The sequence below is a fragment of the Lachnotalea glycerini genome (assembly GCF_003201285.1).
Classification (GTDB): Bacteria; Bacillota; Clostridia; order Lachnospirales; family Lachnospiraceae; genus Lachnotalea; species Lachnotalea glycerini.
Window position 1 is genome coordinate 60,566 of record NZ_QICS01000001.1, and the last position, 21,297, is coordinate 81,862.

Here is a 21,297-nt window from a genome sequence, read left to right on the forward strand (position 1 = left end):
CTTAATATAATGATGTTGGGGTCAAAGATATTTTGCCTTCTGCTGCCTGTGGATTGTTTGGCACGTTATGTTTTCACAATCCTAAAAGTATTTAAAATCAGCCCTATAGGGCTACTTTCTCATGTTTTGCGGGTTTCAAAGGCATGCTTTTACATGTAAACATGAAACACATGCCTTTGAACCTAGTAATAGATAATAAAAAAAGGGGATGACTGCTGCTATGCATTATACAACAGAATCAGAGGTTTTAAAACAAAACGGTGTACCAGAGTGGTTTCAAGATGCAAAGTTTGGAATATTTATACATTGGGGAATTTATTCTATTCCGGCTTATGGAGACGAGTGGTATGCAAGAGCAATGTACAATGGGGATAAACATTGGGCAATGACGCAAGGCTATGATAAGGGTAAGCCTACTATAAAAGAGCATCACATTAAAAAATATGGTCCTTTAGAAATTTTTGGGTATAAGAATTTCATTGACATGTGGGATATCACAAATTACAATCCTGATGAATGGATTGATTTATTTGAAAAGGCCGGAGCAAAATATGTTATGCCTGTTGGAATTCATCATGATTCATTTGCCCTGTATCAATCGGACATCACTCCGTGGAACAGCGTGAATAAAGGCTTGGGTACTGATAAATTTGGCTGGAAGGTTACAAATGGGCAGGGCAGGGATTTGATTAAAGAACTCAAAGAAGCGGCAAAGAGGAAGGGAATGTATTTTGGCATATCCAATCATTTAGCTGAGAACGCTACGTGGATTCCACATATGGATGAGTATGATACCAACCCTGACAAAGAAAATGATCCATATGAAACCAGAATGTTATATGGATCACATTTGACAAAAGAGGAAGAGGCTGAAAGATGGCTTTCAATGACAAATGAAATAATAGATAAGTATCATCCTGATATGACTTATTTTGATGCAGCACTTTCTAATAATACATTTCAGTTTGTAAAAAAAGAATTTGCAGCACATTATTATAATTCTGCATTGGAAAATAATCCAAATGGAGTACTGTTTTTCTATAAGTTTGGAGCTTTTGAAGAGGGAGAAGCTGTTCTTGATGTGGAACGCGGGCAGCTTAAAGACATTCGTACGCTTCCTTGGCAGACGGATACATCGATCAGTGCAAAATCTTGGGGCTATATCGAAGAAGATATTTATCGAAATGCAGATTTCTTTATTTCGTCACTAATTGATATTGTAAGTAAAAACGGAAATCTGCTATTAAATATTGGACCCAAGGCAGATGGAAGTATATCGGAAGAAGTGAAGCAGATTTTACTTGAAATAGGAGAATGGTTAAATATTAATGGAGAAGCCATATATAATACGAGGCCGTGGATTAAGTTTGGAGAAGGTGTAACGATCCCAGGAAGCTATTATTCGGATTCAGGCTTAGAATTTACGGAAGGAGACATTCGCTTTACAAAAAGTAAAAGTGATTCAACCTTTTACATTTTACCTTTGGTTAAACCGACAAAGGATACTCTATGTATTCAAACACTAAAAAGCGATGTTCTAGATATTCAAAACGTATGTGAAATCATTTTATTGGACGGTAACACAAGATTGGAATATAAGCAGACACAATCAGGCTTAGAAATCAATCTACCATTAGACTGGAACTTAAGATTAAAGAGTGCGTATGCTATGAAAGTTAACCTAAAAGCATAATTCATAAATATATTAAAATATTATTTTTTAACAGCATAAAAAAAGAGGTAAAGCCATAAAGACTTTACCCCTTTTTCTATGCTGCTTTGATTAATAAATGATATCTGTCATTTAAAATAAATGCTTATTTACCAGCCATCTGTTTTTCTTGCTCTTCTATCATTTTCTTAACCATGTAACCACCTACAGAACCATTTTGTTTTGAAGTAAGGTTACCATTATATCCATCTGTTAATGGAACACCTAATTCGTTTGCTACTTCATACTTGAATTTGTTTAATGCACTTTTTGCTTCAGGTACTGATGCAGAATTACTTGAACTTGTCATAATAAGACCTCCATTTTGCTTTCGCCATATTGGTAATATCAACACTGTGTTTTACAATACTTATATTACCAAACGAAAGTTAATTGATTTTTGTTAACCTAACAAATTATTTAATTTGATTGAATTTGTTAAGTGGTTACAATCATATTATGTGCAAATCAAAAAGCAATAAACTAGAAGTTGTTTCAATTTTTTACAATATTTTCAAATGAGTTTAAAATGTGAAAAAAGCGTTCACTTATTTCTTTAAAATGATATAATATGCTTAACAATTTATTTTATAATATAGTATAATTAGGATAGAATTGTTTTACTCAGATATTATGATACTGGGGTCAAAAAGTCATACGTTTTATACTTGCATGAAAAACATGACTTTGGAACCCCAACATCATTTAATAGGTTAAAACAGTTGTATGTTTCGACGCATAGTGTTAGGATATAAAAGCAATTAATTTTGGAGGGGATAACATAGTGGAAATAATGAGTAAGAAAAAACAATTAAGCGGCAGTTCGCTCAAAGTCATTGCTATTATAACAATGCTTATTGATCATATCGGAGCTGGTATATTGGAGAATTTGCCTGGATGTTTAGAAAGTCAATCTTCTTTGCATTACACGTATTATGTTTTTAGGTATATAGGTCGAATCGCATTTCCTATTTTTTGTTTTCTATTGGTTGAGGGTTATTTACATACGAGTAATGTTAAGAAATATGCAATTCGATTATTTATATTTGCAATTATTTCTGAGATTCCTTTTGACTTGGCATTTTATCATACAGTATTTATAACAACACATCAAAATGTTTTTTTTACCTTGTTGATAGGTCTTATTACTTTAGTTGCAATTGATCATTTCAATTGCAGCAGCTTACTTAGATTGGTGTGTATGTTTGCAGGCTTTTATGTTTCATATATTTTAAATACAGATTACGCTGGATTTGGTGTTGTTTTTATAGTGTTATTATATATGCTTCATGATAATATTAAACTAAGAAATTTTGTATGCTCACTCGCTATTGCGTGGGAAATTACGGCACCAATTGCGTTTATTCCGATTACACTATACAATGGTGAAAGAGGACTTAAAATGAAGTATTTCTTCTATTTATTTTATCCTGTACATTTATTATTGATTTATGCTATTTCAAGATTACTATAATTTGGAAATAGGGAGTAATGGAGGAAGGTTTAGTATGAAAAGGCTTATTATATGTATGATTACATGTATGATGTTAACTGGATGCTCTACCACTGTAGATCAAGAGGTGATTGAAAATGTTGATAATCCACAAACTGATTTGGAAAATACAAATGAATCTGAAGATGAAAGTACAATGACAGCAGAGGATGAGAAAGCTGCGTCAGATGAAAATCTGACGGATACAAAAAGCTCCAAAGAAATAAGTAAATTAGAATCAGTAGACGTAACGATAGAAACACTGGAAAGCCAATATGAAAATCAGAATGAAATTGTATCTCATGTTAAGATTCAATATCCTGTCATAAAAAATGATACAGATAATGAAAGCATAAAGGAAATCAATAACTTTTTTCAAGAGTCAGCACAGGCGTTGTATGAAGAGAATAATACGTATGCTCTTGATAATGTGGAGGCAATGACAGAGGAGACTTTGATTAATAATACGGTGAGAGAATATTACAGCGAGTATTTTGTAATGATAGACATCAAATATAACGAAAATGGACTTTTCTCTGTTTTACAAAATTTTAGTGAAAGTTATAGTGCAGAAAATAAAAATACTTTCTCTACAGGCTATGTCTTTGATCTTAATTCAGGAGAGCGCCTGAATATAAGTGATATTTTTATTGGAACGCAGGAAGAAGCGGCACAAATTATAGGACAGGCATTTTTAAATTCTGACAATATTACAGAGAATTTAAAAAATCAATACAAGGAAGAATTGATGGCTAATACACAATATGTTGAATTTTATCTTGAGGAAAATAATATTTATTTTTTTTATAATCCAAATATGATTGCTCCTTATTATGAAGGAACATTTAGCACAAGTATTCCTTTAAATTCGGAGAGTATTTTTAAATTAGAATTGAATCAAAAAGACTAAAAATGAAAGGGAGAATAAAGTGAGAGTAATAGCAGGACAGGCAAGGAGAATTAATTTAAAGACAATACCGGGAATGGATACAAGACCTACTAGTGACAGAATAAAAGAAACATTGTTTAATATGATTCATTCTTATTTAACGGATATTTGCTTTTTGGATTTATTTGCAGGGAGTGGACAAATGGGAATAGAAGCGTTAAGCAGAGGTGCAAAGCAGGCAATATTTGTTGAAAGTAATAAAGGTGCTGTTTCTTGTATTGAACAAAATTTGGAACTTACAAAGTTGAAGGATAAGAGTAAGGTGATTTGCCAAAATGTAATACCTGCATTAATGCGATTGGAAGGAAATTACCATTTTGAGTATGTTTTTATGGATCCGCCATATCATGTTTTTTTAGAAAAACAGGTTCTTGAATATTTAAAAAATTCTTCACTTATTGACAGCGATAGTGTTATAATTGTAGAAGCATCTTTGGAAACAAAGTTTGACTATTTAGAAAATTTGGGATTTCAGATTATAAAGAGAAAAGAATACAAGACGAATATGCATTTGTTTCTCCAAATGCAGTAAAGACTAGAAAAGAGGGAAAGATGAATAAAGCGATTTACCCGGGAAGTTTTGATCCAGTTACTTTTGGACATTTAGATATTATTAAGCGTTCAGCAAATTTGTTTGATGAATTAATCGTAGGGGTATTGAATAACACTACAAAAAGTCCATTGTTTTCTGTGGAAGAACGTGTTAATATGTTAAAGGAAGCAACTGCAGATATTTCAAACATCAAAGTTGCATCTTTTTGTGGGCTTTTGGTAGATTTTGTTGAGGAAACAAAAGCGTCGGTAGTAGTTCGTGGGCTAAGAGCTATTACAGATTTTGAATATGAATTGCAACTAGCTCAAACCAATCATATACTATGTCCAAGTGCGGATACCATGTTTCTGACTGCTGGATTGGAGTATTCTTATTTAAGTTCAACAATAGTGAGAGAGGTCGCAAGATTCGGCGGGGATATTTCTAAGTTTGTTCCGGATAAGATAGCCAAAGAAATGTATGCGAAATACAATATTGTAAAATAAGGAGTGTGGACTTGTGAGCAGTAAAATTGAACAGATTATTGAAGAAATAGAAGAATATATCAATGGCTGTAAATATCAGCCATTATCAAATACTAAAATAGTTGTGAACAAAGAAGAAATAGATGAGCTTCTTACAGAATTACGTTTAAAGACTCCTGATGAGATTAAACGTTATCAAAAAATAATCAATAATAAGGAAGCGATTCTGGCTGATGCGCAGGCAAAGGCGGATGCTATAATTGCACAGGCCACTGTACATACCAATGAGTTAATTAATGAGCATGAGATTATGCAGCAGGCTTATGCCCAAGCAAATGAAATTGTTTTAATTGCAACCAACCAGGCACAGGAAATACTGGATAAAGCCACAATAGATGCTAACAATATACGATATGGAGCAATACAATACACAGATGATATGCTTGCCAATATGCAAGGAATTATTAGCCATGCAATAAATAGTAGTACAGCAAAATATGAGAATTTAGTAAAATCGTTGCAAGATTGTTATGATATAGTCAACGCGAATAGAGTTGAGTTAGCGCCGCAAGAGGATGAGGAAGAAGTAGCGGAGGCTTTGGTGCAGGAGGAACAGGAATAATAAATAGTTTTATTGTATAAAGAGTGCGTTAAACAACACACTCTTTGTTAGTTTATAGAAAAGTTCTACGAACAACCATGTTAAATAAAAGGTACTACGTGCCAAAATGCGCATCTCGCTAAAAGGAGTGTTAATGCTTCGCAATCCGCTCGGGTGCAAAAGTGTCTGCGAGCCATTTAAGATCTATTGAGTATGAATAAATAGATAATTGATAAAAATAAAGTGAAAGACAGATTAAGCAGCTTTGACAATATGTAATAGTAAATTGGCAAGCCAGAGCTTTTAATCATACTTTGTGTTTGAGCTACACAGGATAAACCGCCAAAAGAGACGGAGGTCAGCACAATAATGAACTTGCATGCAAAGGATAAAGATGACCCAGAGACGATGGAAAGTCCATTTGTTATCTCTGTGAGTGATATCATCCAATATTTTAAGAAAGTGTGTTGTAATGGAATATGTATTAGCATCTGGGATAGCAGAGCAAATAATATAATATAACCGCCGAGCTTTGTGATTGCTTCAAAGCCATTTAAAATTGCGTTGTCTATTAATTTAAAATCAACGGCGGCCTCACAGGTTGAGAAAGAAAAATCATTATATTTCATAGCATTTTTTCGAATTAATGGTCTTATAACAATTGCACATAATATAGGCGAAAGATAAATTATAATACATACAGGCTTTAGTAAGGATTGTGAATGAAAGGTTTCATTAATGATATAATTGATGATAAAAATGGGACTTACATTGTTACAAAAGCTTAATAAATAAATGCCTTCTGATCTTGATATTTTATGGCTGGTAACTAAATCAGCAGTTATTTTGGCGCCCATAGGATAACCACATAAAAAACCAGTAATAACAGCATAGCAGCCATCTTTACTAATCCCAAACAAGAATTTAAGAAGAGGCGCAAATAGGAATGTAATATAAGAGGCTGCATTAAGTGATATAATTAGGTTGGAGAGAATCATAAAGGGCAAAAGGTTTGGAATGATGACATTGAACCAAAGCATCAAACCACCTTTCGCTGTACTGACCGACTCTAATGGATATATAAAAATAAATAGGAATATACTAATAATTATGATAGAATATATCGTTTTTTTCAATGATTGAGACTTTCTTGGTTTTTAACAATATATTAAAACAATACAAATATTATGTATCATGGAGGTGGAATGAATGAATACAATAGAAGATTTACAACCAAAGGAATTTTATAAATATTTCAAGGATATAGCGGCAATACCTCATGGCTCAAAAGATACCAAAGGAATCAGTGATTATTGTGCAGCCTTTGCTATAAAGCATAATTTAAATTATGTTCAGGATGAGCATAACAATATCATAATAATAAAAGAAGCAAGTGAGGGTTATGAAAATGTGCCTGCAGTTATTATTCAAGGACATTTGGATATGGTATGTGAAAAGGAATCAGATTGTGAAATTGATTTTACTAAGGATGGATTAAGGCTTGAACTAAATGGTAAATTTTTAAGCGCGAAAGGAACAACACTAGGTGCAGATGATGGTGTGGCTATTGCCTATTCGTTGGCATTGTTGGCCGATGATACGCTTAATCATCCACGAATGGAAATTGTTTTAACAACAGACGAGGAAATTGGATTACTTGGCGCAGCAGCAATTGATGTATCGATGCTGCAAGGTAAGTATATGATTAATATAGATTCTGACATAGAAGGGATGTTTTTGACCTCCTGCGCAGGTGGAATGACAGCCAAATGTAGTATACCTGTTAATTATAAGGATGAAACAATGATGAAATATACCATTAAGATAACAGGCTTACAGGGAGGACATTCAGGATCTGAAATAGATAAATACAGAGGCAATTCCAATAAGTTAATGGGAAGACTGATGTATTTCCTAAGCAAAGAATTAAACTATGGTATTGTTTCACTTAATGGAGGTTCTAAGGATAATGCAATCCCTAGAGAGACTATCGCTGAGATTTTACTAGAGGAAACGGATTGCAGTCAATTAGAGGAACTGATTCATAGCTTTGATAAAATTGTAAAAAATGAGTATATGACTAACGATATGGGCATTGCTGTTTTATTGGAGAAAAATGATATTCAAAAAGAAAAAATGCTGACACCAAAAAGTAAGGAATGCGTTCAGTTTTTACTTATGAATACACCAAATGGTGTTCAGAATATGAGTAGTGATATCAAGGGTCTTGTTCAGACTTCTCTAAACTTTGGAATATTAATGTTGGACCAGGAAAAGTGTGAAATGACTTTTTCAATAAGAAGTGCTCAGAATTCAGAAAAGCAGGCAATCAGTGATCAGCTTTGCTATATGACTGAATTCTTAGGCGGTGAATATCAGGTGAGCGGTGAATATCCGTCATGGCCTTATAAAAAAGATTCTAAGCTTCGTGAATTGATGGTTCATATATACGAAAAGCAGTTTGGTATCATACCAAAGATTGAGGCGATTCACGCGGGACTTGAATGTGGCTTGTTTTGTGAGAAGATAAAGAATTTAGATACAATCTCAATTGGACCTGAGGTATTTGATATCCATACACCAAAGGAAAGAATGAATGTAGAGTCAGTTGCAAGATATTGGCAGTTTATCAGAAGTGTAATATCAAGCTTTAAAGAAATAGAAGATTAATATTTTAAAAAAAAGAGCATATATATAAATGATGATACTTTAGGATAGATTTATGAAACCATATTCATGTATTTCAAATCGAAAGCTAAGGGTAAAATTAATTTATATATTAATGCTCTTTATTTTGCTTGTTTGTGTCTATATCATTTCCTTTGAAAAAGAAATATATAATATGACAGGCATAAGAAATTTAAAAGAAAATATAGAAGAAACGATAGAATTTCGAAGTATGAATTTATCTGAGGGTGCATTAAATAAACTGAAGGAGTTGAATAAAGACAATGGCGATGAAATACCTAACATGTTAACCATTTTTATGCTGGATAATAATTATGATTTAACCAATTGCAGCTTTCATACATATTCCACCCGTGATTATGAAAAAAGTTATTTCTACAAATATAATAAAAGACCTGAGGATTTAGAAAATCTAATTCAAAAATATAAAACAATTTGGTCTGATTTAGTATATTTTCCAGTTCCATTATCAACCCAAAATGATAATGCTATTGTAAGCTATGAAAATTCTTGGCTGGCAGAACGTACCTATGGGGGAAAGAGATTTCATGAAGGCACAGATATAATGGCGGGTATTAACGAGCCTGGTTTGTATCCTGTAGTCAGTATGAGTGATGGAATAATTGAAAAATTAGGCTGGCTAGAAAAGGGTGGCTGGCGTATTGGTATCAGAGGGAATCGGGGTGCCTATTTTTATTATGCGCATCTGGACTCTTATGCGCAGGGCTTGGAGCAGGGGCAATATGTGACAGCAGGACAATTAATTGGATATATGGGAAATTCCGGATATGGTGAAGAGGGTACAACAGGAAAATTCGATGTGCATCTACATGTAGGTGTTTATATTAAGACTGAAAATTACAATGAACTAAGTATCAATCCATATTGGATATTGAAGTATTTGGAGGATAACAAATTAAGCTATTCTTATTAGCATTGTTTGAAATAGACACCAAATTGTGTGTGTGTTATAATAAATAAGGGGCATAATGGATGTAAAGGAGAGGGATTAATGGAAATACAATTATGGAGAGAACTGCTAAATCCATATGAATTAGCAGTAAATGAACTAACTCTTAAGTTTCGCCATTTAATAAAGGAGCACAAAGAGAATGGACTTTATTCACCAATTGAACAAGTGTCAGGGAGAGTAAAAACTATTTCCAGTATTTTAGAAAAAATGCAAAAGAAGAAAATAATATTTGAGGACATTGAGGATAAAATAGAAGACATAGCAGGAATAAGAATAATATGTCAATTTGTAGAGGATATATTTAAGGTAGTAGAATTAATTAATAATAGAGGTGATATGGAAGTCAAGGTAGTGAAAGACTATCTGAATAATATTAAGGAAAGCGGGTACCGAAGCTATCATATTATCATTTTTTACAATGTTCAGACAATCAGAGGTCCAAAAAAGATACAGGTAGAAATACAAATTCGTACGTTGGCAATGGATTTTTGGGCAACCATTGAGCATTCGTTACAATATAAGTACAAGAAAAATATGCCAGAACATATTAAGCAGCGATTAAGCAGTGCTGCCAGTGCAGTACTTTTGTTGGATAATGAAATGTCTTCGGTTAGAAGCGAAATTATGGATGCACAAAACTCCTTTCAGATTAAGGCAAATGTTGTAGCTGATATTTTAAATAATATACAGAATTTGTATAAAGTGGCAAATAAGAGAGAAGTAAGTAAAATACAGGATGAATTTTATAAAATATACAGAACGGAAGATGTCGATCAGTTGAAACGCTTTAACAAGCAACTTGATATCATATCCGAAGGATATCGGGCACAGGCAATTACTAAAGATTTTTATTATTAATATGGAGTAATTATGAGATTAGATAAATTTTTATCAGAAGCAGGAATTGGCAGCAGAAGTCAGGTCAAGACATATATTAGAAAAGGACTAGTTTCGATTAATCAGGAAAAGGTATGCCAGCCTGAGCTTAAAATCAATATAGAAAATGATGTGGTACAATATAATGGGAGCGTTGTAGAGTACACACAATTTGAATATTTTATGTTAAACAAGCCTCAAAATGTGGTTTCGGCAACTAAGGATAATGTATTTGAAACGGTAGTTGGACTTATTAGGGAACGTAAACGAGATGATTTATTCCCGGTAGGGAGACTTGATAAGGATACCGAAGGTCTGTTGATTATTACGAATGACGGAGAGCTTTCTCACAATATGCTTTCTCCAAGAAAGCATGTGAATAAGACATACTACGCAAAGATAAGTGGTCTGATTTCCAATCAAGATCAAGAAATGTTTGAAAAGGGGCTTGATATCGGAGATGATAAGCCAACCCTGCCGGCAAAGCTTACAATATTAAAGAGCGATACACTTTCAGAAATAGAACTTACCATACAAGAAGGACGCTTTCATCAGGTAAAAAGAATGTTTGAAGCGGTAGGTAAAAAGGTTTTGTTTTTAAAAAGAATTGAAATGGGAGGGCTTAAGCTTGATGAAAAGCTAATGCCTGGTGAGTATAGATGCTTAACAAAGGACGAAATTGATTTATTAAGGAGAATACAATGCTAAACAATATAAAAGCAGTACTGTTTGATTTGGATGGTACTTTAATTGATTCCATGTCAGTTTGGAAATCAATAGATATAGAGTTTCTGGCTGACTATGGCTTGGAGCTTCCAAACGATTTGCAAAGCAGTATCGAAGGTATGAGCTTTACGGAAACAGCTTTTTATTTTAAAGAGCGTTTTCATTTTAAAGAATCAATAGAAGAGATTAAGAGTATCTGGAATAAAATGGCCTATGAAGAATATACAACAACCGTTCAATTAAAGGATGGGGTTGTAAGTTTTTTACAGTATCTAAAAGAAAACAATATTAAAACAGGTATCTCTACAAGTAATTCGATTGAATTAGTAAAGGGTGTATTGAATGCCAAAGGGATTAGTCATTTTTTTGATACAGTTTTGACTGCCTGTGAAGTAAATGCAGGTAAGCCTTCCCCGGATATCTACTTAAAGACGGCAGAAAGATTGAATGTAAAACCAACAGAATGTCTTGTATTTGAAGATATTCCTATGGGGATTTTAGCCGGCAAGAATGCGAACATGAAAGTTTGTACGATATACGATGACTTTTCTAAAAATCAGGATTCAAAAAAGCGTGAATTGGCTGATTATTACATAAATACATTTTATGAAGTATTAGAAGGAACCTATGAGGTATTAATAAATGAGTAAAGGATTTTTGCCTATCAGTAAGGATGATATGAACAGAATGAAGATAGACCAGCTAGATTTTGTATATGTGATTGGAGATGCATATGTAGATCATCCATCCTTTGGTCATGCTATTATCAGCCGTGTTTTAGAAGCAAATGGATATAAGATCGGGATCATTGCACAACCAGATTGGAAAGATAAGAACAGTATCAATGTTTTGGGGGAACCAAGACTTGGTTTTTTGGTTATGGCAGGAAATATGGATTCTATGGTAAATCATTATTATGTATCCAAGAAAAGGCGTACGAATGATGCTTTTACACCAGGTGGAATTATGGGAAAAAGGCCAGATCACGCAACGTTAGTATATTGTAATTTGATTAGGCAAATTTATAAGAACAAACCAATTATTGTTGGAGGAATTGAAGCAAGTTTACGACGTTTAGCACATTATGATTATTGGTCAAATAGCTTGAAGCGTTCTTTACTTTTGGATTCAGGAGCAGATTTGCTTTTATACGGTATGGGTGAACGTTCTATAGTCGAGACTGCCGATGCACTTAATAGCGGAATAGATATTAAGGACATTACTTTTATTGAAGGTAGTGTTTACAAAGCAAAGAGTAAGGATAGTGTTTATGATGCGATTGAATTGCCGGATTATCAGGCGTTATTAAAGGATAAAGCAAATTATGCAAGAAGCTTTTATATTCAATATACAAATACAGACCCTTTTTCAGGTAAGAGATTAGTAGAAAAATATAACGATAATTTATATATCATTCAAAATCCGGCATCAAAACCCTTATCATCACAGGATATGGACAGAGTTTACTCCTTGCCTTATATGCGTACCTATCATCCATCTTATGAAAAATTTGGAGGAGTTCCGGCAATAGAAGAGGTTAAATTTAGCGTTGTAAGTAATCGAGGCTGCTTTGGAGGCTGCAGCTTTTGTGCACTTACTTTTCATCAGGGAAGAATGATACAGGTAAGGAGTCATGAATCAATACTTGCAGAAGCCAATCAAATGATATGGGACAAGGATTTTAAAGGCTATATCCATGATGTGGGAGGACCTACTGCTAACTTTAGGCATATGGCATGTGATAAACAGCAGACTAAGGGAGTATGTACAAATAAACAATGTCTGTTTCCGAAACCTTGTAACAATTTAAAGATTGATCATAAGGATTATTTAGCGCTACTTCGTAAATTAAGAGAGCTGCCCAATGTTAAAAAGGTATTCATACGTTCCGGAATTCGATTTGACTATTTAATCCATGACAAAGATGAAGAGTTCTTTCATGAGCTTTGTGAACATCATGTTAGTGGGCAGTTAAAGGTCGCACCGGAGCATATTGCAGATGCTGTACTTAGTAGGATGGGAAAACCTGAAAATAGTGTTTATGAAAAGTTTTTAGATAAATTTAAGCAAATGAATATGGAGCTAGGTAAAAAGCAATTTGTTGTTCCTTATTTAATGTCCTCACATCCTGGGTCAACGATGAAAGAAGCAATTAGGCTTGCGGAGTATTTACGAGATTTAGGCTATATGCCAGAACAGGTACAGGATTTTTATCCTACCCCTTCTACCATATCAACCTGTATGTATTATACTGGCTTAGATCCAAGAACGATGGAGGAGGTTTATGTTCCAACTAATCCTCACGAAAAAGCGATGCAAAGGGCTTTGATTCAATATAGAAATCCTAAGAATTATGATTTGGTGGTGGAAGCCTTGAGTGTAGCTCACCGGATGGATTTAATTGGGTTTGACAAAAAATGTCTGATCAGACCAAGAAAGGGTGATAAAGCTTACCAAAATCCAAACGCTAATTCAAAGGACAAAAAGCTCGTGAAAAAGAAAACCATACGAAATGTGCATAAGAAAAAGACAAAATAGTATAGGGAGAGATGAATGAGAATAGCTATAGTAACAGGCGCTTCATCAGGTCTTGGTGAAGAATTTGTAAAGCAAATATCAAAATATTCAAAGATTGATGAAATATGGGTAATTGCCAGAAGAAAAGAGAAGCTGGAGAATTTAAAAAAGATCTTAAATAAAAGGATAAAAGTAGTTGCATTGGATTTAATTTTGCAGGATAATATAGAGAAGCTTAAATGGCTTTTATCAAATGATAAGCCAAATATTAAGCTTTTAGTAAATTGCGCTGGTTATGGTATACGTAAAAGTTTTATTGACGGAACTTATGAGGAAGAACTGGGGATGCTTGATATCAACTGTAAGAGTCTGACTGCATTAACTTATATTTGCATTCCTTATATGCATAAAAATAGCAGAATTATTCAAATTGCTTCTGCGGCTGCATTTTTGCCCCAGCCTGATTTTGCCATCTATTCTGCAAGTAAGGCGTATGTTCTTAGCTTTTCCAGAGCATTAAATAAGGAACTAAGATGCAGGAAAATTTATGTTACTGCCGTATGTCCCGGACCAGTCGATACGGAATTTTTTAGAATTTCCGATGCAGGGGGAATTATGCCGTCTTATAAGAGGCTTTTTTTGGCAAAGGCTGACAGGGTAGTACAAAAGGCGTTGAGAGATTCTAAACGCAAAAAAAACATTTCTATTTATGGAATATCGATCCAACTTTTAAGGCTACTAACTAGATTTTTATAAGAACGGAGTAAAGTAATGAGGATAAAAAAAGGCAGTTATGGGCATATCGAGAGCAATAAGAGGATTTCTATGATGAAATCGTTTAGTGGTTTAGGAATCATACTTGTGATATTTGTTTTGGGGTTAGTGATAACCAAAACAAGGTTGAACTGGTTTACCTTTGCATCAGTATTATGTGCTCTGCCGGTTGGTAAAACAATTGTAGAATTTATTGTGGCATGGCCTCATAAACCAATGCCGAAAGAGCATTACAATAAGATTAAAGAAAAAGAGGATGGGATGATAATTCTATATGATTTGGTCATTACCTCTTATGAAAAAATAATGCAGATAGATTCGATTGCTATCAAAGGAAATACTCTGTGTGCTTATTCAACGGATAAAGGGTTAAATCATGATCATGCATCCAAATATATAAAAAACATATTAGTAAACAATGGGTGTAGTACATCTGTTAAAATATTTGAAGATGTGGATACTTATTTAGCTAGAATAGATGAGATAAACAGTAACTTAAATAGAGAAGATAAGAGTGATACAGCTAAAGATAGAGATAAGAATAAAGAGGATAAGGTGGTGGAAACTTTATTGGCAATTTCCATCTAGTGAGGTTTATATGCAAAGTATAAAAATAAATAGGAATGAAGAAGGACAAAGACTTGATAAGCTTTTGGCCAAATACTTAAATAAAGCACCTAAGAACTTCTTATATAAAATGCTTAGAAAAAAAAATATTACATTAAATGGAAAGAAAGCAGATGGCAGTGAGAAACTTTGTCTTGGGGATGAAGTAAAGCTTTTTTTAGCAGATGAAACGATAGAGAAATTCTCTGAGCAGCATATAAAACAGGTAGAAGCGATTATGCTTAATATTATATTTGAAAATGAACATGTTATAATTATGAATAAGCCTGCAGGTATGCTGTCACAAAAAGCAAAAGCTTTTGATATTTCTTTGAATGAATATCTTCTATCGTATCTGATTGAAAGTAAGAAAATTACAAAAGAAGAGCTTAAGACATTTAAGCCTTCTATCTGTAATCGGTTGGACAGAAATACGAGTGGCATTGTAATAGCGGGGAAAACGCTTGCCGGCTTACAGGAAATGTCCAGACTATTAAGAGACAGAGATATGAATAAATATTATCGGTGCATTGTAAATGGAAACGTAACCGATAGGCAACTAATAGATGGCTGGTTATATAAGAATGAAAGAACAAATAAGGTATCAATTTTAAACAGTGAAAAAGGCGGAGCCTCTTATATCAAAACAGAATATGCTCCGATTGCACATGGTGAGGATATTACCTTGCTGGAGGTAAAGCTGTTGACAGGCCGATCCCATCAAATTCGTGCACATCTAGCATCCATTGGGCATAGTATTATAGGTGATTATAAGTATGGTAATCAAGCCATCAATAAGTTTTATAAGGAAAAATATAATGTCGAAGCTCAATTATTGCATTCCTACCGTTTAGAATTTCCCAAACTACCCCCTCCATTTGAAGATATGTCAGAAATGGTGATTGTTGCAGAACTTCCGATAATTTTTGAAAAGATACAAAAAGAGAAAATACTATAGGAGGAATTGTATGTTATCTTATCATATTTTTGAATGGATATTATTTTTTTATATCTATTGCTTTTTAGGGTGGGTTTTTGAATCTACTTATGTTTCTATAAAATCCAAAAGATTCGTTAATCGAGGATTTATGAAAGGACCAATGATACCAATCTATGGAGAAGGTGCTATTATGATGCTTGTGGCAACTACTCCAGTACAGGGTAATCTGGTCTTAGAATTTGTCATGGGAATGATTGGTGCGACCTTACTGGAATACGTTGTTGGAGCCTTAATGGAATCTGTTTTTAAGGTGAAATACTGGGATTACAGTAATCAACACTTTCATATCAAAGGCTATATTTGCTTAAGCAGTTCGATATGCTGGGGGGCGCTGTCTGTTTTGATGGCAGAGGTGATTCATCTTCCGATTGAACGTTTCGTTCTATCATTAGATTACACAGTGTTAGTTGTAATTGCTTTGGTGGTGACCACAATCTTTATTACGGATGTAGTAACGTCTGCAAAGGAAGCATGGAATCTAAGAATTGTTTTAGTTGCGCTTACCAAAGCCAGAGGGGAAATTGCTGCGCTACAACATCAGCTAGAGCTTAAAAAAGTACAAATTACGGAACAGTTTGTTGATAAAAAGGAAGAGCTGGTAGAGGATTGGCAGGCGAAAAAGGATTTTTTGCTGCAATCGCTTAAAGGTAATTTGCAAAGTGCAGTTGATACTGAGAATATTAAGGCTAAACTGGATGAAGAATTGACAAAATACCAATCATTGATTGAAAAATTCACATCAACAAGTATATGGATTTTAAAGCGTAATCCGGGAGCAACTTCTAAAAAGTTTTATGAAGCTCTTGAAAATGTAAAAGAACATATTGACTTTAAGAGAAAGAATAAATAGTCTAAAGTAAAATGGAAAGGGTGATGATATGCCGTCTTGGAACTCAAGAGGACTTAGGGGCTCTACCCTTGAAGAATTAATCAACAGAACAATAGAAAAATATAGAGAGTCGGGATTATGTCTGATACAAAAGATACCAACTCCCATTACTCCGATTAAGATTGATAAAGAAAACAGACACATTACTCTTGCCTATTTTGAACAAAAGAGTACGGTGGATTACATCGGAGCCGTACAAGGAATTCCAATTTGTTTCGATGCGAAAGAGTGTATAAAGGATACGTTTTCGCTGCAAAATATCCATAAACATCAGGTACAGTTTATGGAAGAATTTGAAAAACAAGGTGGAATTTCTTTTATATTAATTTATTATGCATCTAAAAATGAATTTTATTATTTGACCTATCAAAAGTTAAGAGAATTTTGGGATAGAATGCTAAGTGGAGGAAGAAAAAGTTTTCGATATGATGAGCTTGATAAAAAATTTTTATTTATATCTGGGAATGGAGTATTCGTTCCTTTTCTGGAGGTTTTGCAAATAGATTTGGACTTGAGGGATTGACAATAACGATACAATGAATTATAATATTTCAAATTGATAACAAGGTAGCATGGTAGCACACTAAAGTGATAAAGCACCAACAATTAGGACTTATATACTAAATGGCAGAAAGGATGTAGCTTATGAATAGAAAGTTATTACATACTCCAGAGGGTGTACGAGATATATATAATTCTGAATGTGAAAAAAAATTAGCTTTGCAGGAAATTTTGCATAATAAGTTTAAACTATATGGTTTTAAAGATATACAGACACCAACCTTTGAATATTTTGACATATTTAGTCGTGAGATTGGCACAATTTCATCAAAAGAATTATACAAATTTTTTGACAGGGAGGGAAATACATTAGCTTTAAGACCTGATTTTACACCTTCGATTGCAAGATGTGTGGCTAAATATTATATGCAAGAAGATATGCCCCTTCGTTTGTGCTATGAGGGAAATGCATTTATAAACAGCTCAGAATATCAAGGAAAGCTTAAGGAATCGACGCAGATGGGAGCAGAATTAATTGGTGATGATACGGTGGATGCTGATGCCGAGATGATAACCCTTGTTATTCAAGCTTTATTAAAATCAGGGCTTACAAAGTTTCAGGTAGAAATTGGACAAATTGATTTTTTTAAGGGAATTTTGGAGGAAGCTGGTATTGATGAGGAAATAGAAGTTGAATTGAGGGAGCTAATATCAATTAAAAACTATTTTGGTGTTGAAGAATTAGTATCAAATCTTTCAGTAAAAGAGGAATTGAAAGAGGTATTTTTAAAATTGCCGCAGATGTTTGGATCTATAGAAATTTTAGAAGAAGCGAAAGCTTTAACAGATAATTTATGCGCAGTTCAAGCAATTGAGAGATTGGAAAGGCTTTATGAAGTTCTAAAAATATATGAACTGGAACAATACATTTCCTTTGATTTAGGCATGCTAAGTAAATATAAGTATTATACAGGTATTATATTTAAGGCTTATACCTTTGGAACAGGTGAAGCTATTGTTAATGGAGGAAGATATAATAATCTGTTAGGCTGGTTTGGAAAAGAGGCTCCGGCAATCGGATTCGTTATTATTGTTGATGCGTTAATGTCTGCATTAATGAGACAAAATATTAGTATTGCATACAATAATAATCATACCATGATATTGTATAAGAGTGAGCAGCAAAAGCGGGCGATTGAGTTAGCAATTTATTTAAGAAACAAAAATAAGAATGTGGAGTTAGTCTCAATGCCTTCTGATAAAACGTTAAAAGACTGTGTAGAATATGGTAAAAGAAATCAAAACTCAGTAATTCTTTTTCTTGACAAAGATGATGAAATAATCCAGATAGATATAGAAACAGGTGATAGTCGGAAGATATTAAGGACTGATTTGCAAGGGTAACTAAAATATAAGGAGAGCATATGAGATATATAACATTTGCCCTTGCAAAAGGGCGTTTAGCTAAAACAACATTAGGTATGTTTGAAAAAATTGGTATTACATGTGAGGAAATGAAAGATAAGGATTCCAGAAAGCTTATTTTTGTCAATGAGGAGTTAAAGCTTCGATTTTTCCTTGCAAAGGCGCCTGATGTACCTACGTATGTAGAATATGGGGCAGCAGATATTGGAATCGTTGGTAAAGATACAATATTAGAAGAGGGTAGACGTCTCTTTGAGGTATTGGATTTAGGCTTTGGAAAATGTAAAATGTGTGTAGCAGGGCCAAAGACTGCAAGGGAATTATTGCAGCATCATGAATTAATACGGGTTGCGACGAAATATCCAAATATAGCCAAGGATTACTTCTATAATAAAAAGCACCAAACAGTAGAAATTATTAAATTAAATGGTTCCATTGAACTGGCTCCCATTGTTGGTTTGTCGGAAGTCATAGTAGATATTGTTGAGACTGGGGTTACGCTAAGGGAAAATGGGTTGGATGTCTTGGAAGAAATATGTCCCCTATCTGCAAGAATGGTAGTCAATCAAGTGAGTATGAAAATGGAAAATGAGAGAATTACAAAGCTGATAACTAACTTACGCTCAATTTTGTAATGTTTTTATTTGGAGGAATAAGATGAGAATAATAAGAATGGATGAAAAGACAAAGAAGAATCTTTTGGATGATTTATTAAAAAGAAGTCCCAATAATTACGACTCTTATACAGCATCGGTGAATGAAATAATAAATACAGTAAAAAACAAAGGAAATCAGGCTGTTTTTGAGTATACAAAGCAATTTGACAAAGCAGAAATTAGTGAAGAGAATATAAAGGTTACAAATGTAGAAATAGAAGAGGCTTATCGTTTAGTAGATCAAAGTCTGATCGATGTGATGCGTAAGGCACTGTTGAATATTAAAAGTTATCATGAAAAGCAGCGTCAATACAGTTGGTTTGACAGTACGCCAAATGGAACCATACTGGGGCAGAAAGTAACTCCGCTTGAAAAAGTGGGTGTTTATGTACCGGGAGGCAAAGCCGTATATCCATCTTCGGTGCTTATGAATATTATACCTGCAAAAGTAGCGGGGGTGTCAAAGATTGTTATGACAACTCCTCCAGACAAGGATGGTAAGGTGAATCCGAACACGTTAGTGGCGGCAAAGGAAGCCGGAGCAGATGAAATATACAAGGTTGGAGGAGCACAAGCCATTGCAGCTTTAGCTTTTGGTACAGAAAGCATTCCAAAGGTGGATAAGATTGTGGGACCCGGCAATATTTATGTTGCTCTGGCTAAAAAGTCGGTTTATGGGTATGTGAATATTGATTCCATTGCAGGACCTAGTGAAATTCTTGTTATAGCAGATGAGACGGCGAATCCAAGATTTGTTGCAGCCGATCTTTTATCACAGGCGGAGCATGATGAATTAGCTTCGGCTATATTGGTTACTACGAGTGAAGAATTAGCAGAGAAAGTATCAAGGGAAGTAGAGCAGTTTGTATCTAATTTATCTAGAAAAGAAATATTAGAAAAATCTTTAGAAAATTATGGATATATTTTATTGGTAAAGGAATTAGAGGAAGCAATTTCAGTAGCCAATGAGATTGCATCTGAGCATTTGGAAATCGTTACAAAGGATCCATTTACTGTGATGACCAAAATTAAAAATGCAGGTGCTATCTTTATTGGTGAATATAGCTCAGAGCCTTTGGGTGATTATTTTGCCGGACCAAATCATGTATTACCGACCAATGGAACTGCTAAATTCTTTTCACCGCTTGGGGTAGATGATTTTATAAAAAAATCAAGTATTATATCCTATTCAAGAGAAGCTTTAGAGCCGATTCATAAAGATATTATTCAATTTGCAGAAGCAGAACAGCTTACAGCACATGCCAATTCGATAAAAGTTAGATTTGAGTAGGAGGATTACAAAATGGAGGAACGTAAAGCCACTATAAATAGAAAAACAAAGGAAACTGAAGTTGACTTAGAATTAAATATTGATGGAGCAGGAGTTTCAAATATAGAAACAGGTATCGGTTTCTTTGACCATATGCTAGATGGCTTTGCAAGACATGGTTTATTTGATCTTTCTGTTCTAGTAACGGGCGATTTGGTAGTGGATTGCCATCATACGATAGAGGACACAGGAATTGTTCTTGGTAATGCAATTAAGGATTCGATAGGTGACAAAAAAGGAATTAAGCGCTATGGAAGCTGTATTTTGCCTATGGATGATGCTTTGGTACTTTGCTCAATCGATTTATCAGGTAGACCCTATTTAGCTTTTGAGCATGAATTTACAACGGATCGTGTTGGATACATGGATACTGAAATGGTAAGAGATTTTTTTTATGCAATCTCTTATTCTGCGGGAATGAATCTTCATCTTAAAGTAATGTCAGGAACCAACAATCATCATATTATAGAAGCAATGTTTAAGTCATTTGCAAAGGCATTGGACGAAGCTACTATAATAGATGCCAGAATCAGAGATGTGTTATCAACAAAGGGAACTCTATAATT

General features: G+C 34.0%; 23 protein-coding genes. 21 read left to right on the plus strand and 2 right to left on the minus strand.

What is annotated here, in order from left to right; genetic code table 11:
• Nucleotides 1–220 precede the first annotated feature (220 nt).
• On the plus strand, nucleotides 221–1,693 hold the full coding sequence (locus tag C8E03_RS00260; protein WP_170122843.1) for an alpha-L-fucosidase: 1,473 nt from the start codon (nucleotides 221–223) through the stop codon (nucleotides 1,691–1,693).
• Nucleotides 1,694–1,817: 124 nt separating this feature from the next.
• On the opposite strand, the gene C8E03_RS00265 is transcribed toward C8E03_RS00260, so the two are convergent.
• A complete protein-coding gene (locus C8E03_RS00265) occupies nucleotides 1,818–2,024 on the minus strand; it encodes an alpha/beta-type small acid-soluble spore protein (protein ID WP_094377340.1) in 207 nt (68 codons plus the stop codon).
• Between the two features lie 480 nt (nucleotides 2,025–2,504).
• On the opposite strand from C8E03_RS00265, the gene C8E03_RS00270 reads away from it, so the two are divergent.
• From C8E03_RS00270 to C8E03_RS00290, 5 genes are read left to right on the plus strand one after another with little or no spacing between them, the layout of a single operon-like run.
• Nucleotides 2,505–3,185 carry a TraX family protein gene (locus C8E03_RS00270; protein WP_094377339.1) on the plus strand — a complete coding sequence of 227 codons (681 nt, stop codon included), beginning with the start codon at nucleotides 2,505–2,507 and terminating at the stop codon, nucleotides 3,183–3,185.
• A gap of 34 nt (nucleotides 3,186–3,219) precedes the next feature.
• Complete coding sequence (locus C8E03_RS00275) at nucleotides 3,220–4,113, plus strand: DUF3298 and DUF4163 domain-containing protein (RefSeq protein ID WP_170122844.1); 894 nt, start codon at nucleotides 3,220–3,222, stop codon at nucleotides 4,111–4,113.
• Nucleotides 4,100–4,684 (plus strand): 16S rRNA (guanine(966)-N(2))-methyltransferase RsmD, encoded by a 585-nt coding sequence (gene rsmD, locus C8E03_RS00280; protein ID WP_330410686.1) that lies wholly within the window; start codon nucleotides 4,100–4,102, stop codon nucleotides 4,682–4,684. The genes C8E03_RS00275 and rsmD overlap by 14 nt, the downstream gene beginning before the upstream one ends.
• A 20-nt stretch (nucleotides 4,685–4,704) precedes the next feature.
• On the plus strand, nucleotides 4,705–5,190 hold the full coding sequence (gene coaD / locus C8E03_RS00285; protein ID WP_110289948.1) for a pantetheine-phosphate adenylyltransferase: 486 nt from the start codon (nucleotides 4,705–4,707) through the stop codon (nucleotides 5,188–5,190).
• Between the two features lie 13 nt (nucleotides 5,191–5,203).
• Nucleotides 5,204–5,791, plus strand: a complete 588-nt coding sequence (locus C8E03_RS00290; RefSeq protein WP_094377320.1) for an ATPase — start codon at nucleotides 5,204–5,206, stop codon at nucleotides 5,789–5,791.
• Nucleotides 5,792–5,967: 176 nt separating this feature from the next.
• Here the strand turns inward: C8E03_RS00290 and C8E03_RS00295 are convergent, their stop codons facing one another.
• Nucleotides 5,968–6,810, minus strand: a complete 843-nt coding sequence (locus C8E03_RS00295) for a transporter (protein WP_110289949.1) — start codon at nucleotides 6,808–6,810, stop codon at nucleotides 5,968–5,970.
• A gap of 169 nt (nucleotides 6,811–6,979) precedes the next feature.
• Here C8E03_RS00295 and C8E03_RS00300 point away from each other — a divergent pair, with 169 nt between their 5' ends.
• The 15 genes from C8E03_RS00300 to hisB all read left to right on the plus strand — a co-directional run bounded on the left by C8E03_RS00300 (nucleotide 6,980) and on the right by hisB (nucleotide 21,295).
• On the plus strand, nucleotides 6,980–8,440 hold the full coding sequence (locus C8E03_RS00300; protein ID WP_110289950.1) for an aminoacyl-histidine dipeptidase: 1,461 nt from the start codon (nucleotides 6,980–6,982) through the stop codon (nucleotides 8,438–8,440).
• Nucleotides 8,441–8,492: 52 nt separating this feature from the next.
• A complete protein-coding gene (locus tag C8E03_RS00305) occupies nucleotides 8,493–9,392 on the plus strand; it encodes a M23 family metallopeptidase (protein WP_094377317.1) in 900 nt (299 codons plus the stop codon).
• A 78-nt stretch (nucleotides 9,393–9,470) separates the two neighbouring features.
• Nucleotides 9,471–10,289, plus strand: a complete 819-nt coding sequence (locus C8E03_RS00310; protein WP_094377316.1) for a GTP pyrophosphokinase — start codon at nucleotides 9,471–9,473, stop codon at nucleotides 10,287–10,289.
• Nucleotides 10,290–10,301: 12 nt separating this feature from the next.
• On the plus strand, nucleotides 10,302–11,015 hold the full coding sequence (locus C8E03_RS00315; RefSeq protein WP_094377315.1) for a pseudouridine synthase: 714 nt from the start codon (nucleotides 10,302–10,304) through the stop codon (nucleotides 11,013–11,015).
• Nucleotides 11,009–11,683, plus strand: a complete 675-nt coding sequence (locus C8E03_RS00320; RefSeq protein ID WP_110289951.1) for an HAD family hydrolase — start codon at nucleotides 11,009–11,011, stop codon at nucleotides 11,681–11,683. Before C8E03_RS00315 ends, C8E03_RS00320 begins: the two co-directional genes overlap by 7 nt.
• Complete coding sequence (locus tag C8E03_RS00325; protein WP_094377313.1) at nucleotides 11,676–13,571, plus strand: YgiQ family radical SAM protein; 1,896 nt, start codon at nucleotides 11,676–11,678, stop codon at nucleotides 13,569–13,571. Before C8E03_RS00320 ends, C8E03_RS00325 begins: the two co-directional genes overlap by 8 nt.
• 15 nt (nucleotides 13,572–13,586) lie before the next feature.
• Entirely contained in the window at nucleotides 13,587–14,306 is a 720-nt protein-coding gene (locus C8E03_RS00330) for an SDR family NAD(P)-dependent oxidoreductase (RefSeq protein ID WP_110289952.1), read from the plus strand.
• A 15-nt stretch (nucleotides 14,307–14,321) separates the two neighbouring features.
• Entirely contained in the window at nucleotides 14,322–14,912 is a 591-nt protein-coding gene (locus C8E03_RS00335) for a hypothetical protein (RefSeq protein WP_146212292.1), read from the plus strand.
• A gap of 10 nt (nucleotides 14,913–14,922) precedes the next feature.
• The gene (locus C8E03_RS00340; RefSeq protein WP_110289954.1) at nucleotides 14,923–15,888 is read left to right on the plus strand and encodes an RluA family pseudouridine synthase; all 966 of its coding nucleotides are present in this window, start codon (nucleotides 14,923–14,925) and stop codon (nucleotides 15,886–15,888) included.
• Nucleotides 15,889–15,898: 10 nt separating this feature from the next.
• A complete protein-coding gene (locus C8E03_RS00345) occupies nucleotides 15,899–16,780 on the plus strand; it encodes a putative ABC transporter permease (protein WP_094377309.1) in 882 nt (293 codons plus the stop codon).
• 28 nt (nucleotides 16,781–16,808) lie between these two features.
• The gene (locus C8E03_RS00350; RefSeq protein ID WP_094377308.1) at nucleotides 16,809–17,342 is read left to right on the plus strand and encodes a Holliday junction resolvase RecU; all 534 of its coding nucleotides are present in this window, start codon (nucleotides 16,809–16,811) and stop codon (nucleotides 17,340–17,342) included.
• Nucleotides 17,343–17,464: 122 nt separating this feature from the next.
• Complete coding sequence (hisZ, locus tag C8E03_RS00355; protein ID WP_094377307.1) at nucleotides 17,465–18,724, plus strand: ATP phosphoribosyltransferase regulatory subunit; 1,260 nt, start codon at nucleotides 17,465–17,467, stop codon at nucleotides 18,722–18,724.
• A 20-nt stretch (nucleotides 18,725–18,744) separates the two neighbouring features.
• Nucleotides 18,745–19,380, plus strand: a complete 636-nt coding sequence (gene hisG / locus C8E03_RS00360; RefSeq protein ID WP_094377306.1) for an ATP phosphoribosyltransferase — start codon at nucleotides 18,745–18,747, stop codon at nucleotides 19,378–19,380.
• A gap of 22 nt (nucleotides 19,381–19,402) precedes the next feature.
• A complete protein-coding gene (gene hisD, locus C8E03_RS00365; protein WP_094377305.1) occupies nucleotides 19,403–20,692 on the plus strand; it encodes a histidinol dehydrogenase in 1,290 nt (429 codons plus the stop codon).
• A 12-nt stretch (nucleotides 20,693–20,704) separates the two neighbouring features.
• Entirely contained in the window at nucleotides 20,705–21,295 is a 591-nt protein-coding gene (hisB, locus tag C8E03_RS00370) for an imidazoleglycerol-phosphate dehydratase HisB (RefSeq protein ID WP_094377304.1), read from the plus strand.
• Nucleotides 21,296–21,297: the final 2 nt, after the last annotated feature.

Excerpts from the sequence above, each read along its gene's own strand:
- C8E03_RS00310 (WP_094377316.1), top strand. The coding sequence starts at position 9,471 with ATGGAAATACAATTATGGAGAGAACTGCTAAATCCATATGAATTAGCA.
- C8E03_RS00315 (WP_094377315.1), top strand. The coding sequence starts at position 10,302 with ATGAGATTAGATAAATTTTTATCAGAAGCAGGAATTGGCAGCAGAAGT.
- C8E03_RS00295 (WP_110289949.1), bottom strand. The coding sequence starts at position 6,810 with ATGCTTTGGTTCAATGTCATCATTCCAAACCTTTTGCCCTTTATGATT.
- C8E03_RS00300 (WP_110289950.1), top strand. The coding sequence starts at position 6,980 with ATGAATACAATAGAAGATTTACAACCAAAGGAATTTTATAAATATTTC.
- C8E03_RS00320 (WP_110289951.1), top strand. The coding sequence starts at position 11,009 with ATGCTAAACAATATAAAAGCAGTACTGTTTGATTTGGATGGTACTTTA.
- coaD (WP_110289948.1), top strand. The coding sequence starts at position 4,705 with ATGAATAAAGCGATTTACCCGGGAAGTTTTGATCCAGTTACTTTTGGA.
- C8E03_RS00350 (WP_094377308.1), top strand. The coding sequence starts at position 16,809 with ATGCCGTCTTGGAACTCAAGAGGACTTAGGGGCTCTACCCTTGAAGAA.
- C8E03_RS00340 (WP_110289954.1), top strand. The coding sequence starts at position 14,923 with ATGCAAAGTATAAAAATAAATAGGAATGAAGAAGGACAAAGACTTGAT.
- hisD (WP_094377305.1), top strand. The coding sequence starts at position 19,403 with ATGAGAATAATAAGAATGGATGAAAAGACAAAGAAGAATCTTTTGGAT.
- C8E03_RS00275 (WP_170122844.1), top strand. The coding sequence starts at position 3,220 with ATGAAAAGGCTTATTATATGTATGATTACATGTATGATGTTAACTGGA.
- hisG (WP_094377306.1), top strand. The coding sequence starts at position 18,745 with ATGAGATATATAACATTTGCCCTTGCAAAAGGGCGTTTAGCTAAAACA.
- C8E03_RS00345 (WP_094377309.1), top strand. The coding sequence starts at position 15,899 with ATGTTATCTTATCATATTTTTGAATGGATATTATTTTTTTATATCTAT.
- C8E03_RS00325 (WP_094377313.1), top strand. The coding sequence starts at position 11,676 with ATGAGTAAAGGATTTTTGCCTATCAGTAAGGATGATATGAACAGAATG.
- C8E03_RS00260 (WP_170122843.1), top strand. The coding sequence starts at position 221 with ATGCATTATACAACAGAATCAGAGGTTTTAAAACAAAACGGTGTACCA.
- C8E03_RS00305 (WP_094377317.1), top strand. The coding sequence starts at position 8,493 with ATGAAACCATATTCATGTATTTCAAATCGAAAGCTAAGGGTAAAATTA.
- C8E03_RS00330 (WP_110289952.1), top strand. The coding sequence starts at position 13,587 with ATGAGAATAGCTATAGTAACAGGCGCTTCATCAGGTCTTGGTGAAGAA.
- hisZ (WP_094377307.1), top strand. The coding sequence starts at position 17,465 with ATGAATAGAAAGTTATTACATACTCCAGAGGGTGTACGAGATATATAT.
- C8E03_RS00335 (WP_146212292.1), top strand. The coding sequence starts at position 14,322 with ATGAGGATAAAAAAAGGCAGTTATGGGCATATCGAGAGCAATAAGAGG.
- hisB (WP_094377304.1), top strand. The coding sequence starts at position 20,705 with ATGGAGGAACGTAAAGCCACTATAAATAGAAAAACAAAGGAAACTGAA.
- C8E03_RS00270 (WP_094377339.1), top strand. The coding sequence starts at position 2,505 with ATGAGTAAGAAAAAACAATTAAGCGGCAGTTCGCTCAAAGTCATTGCT.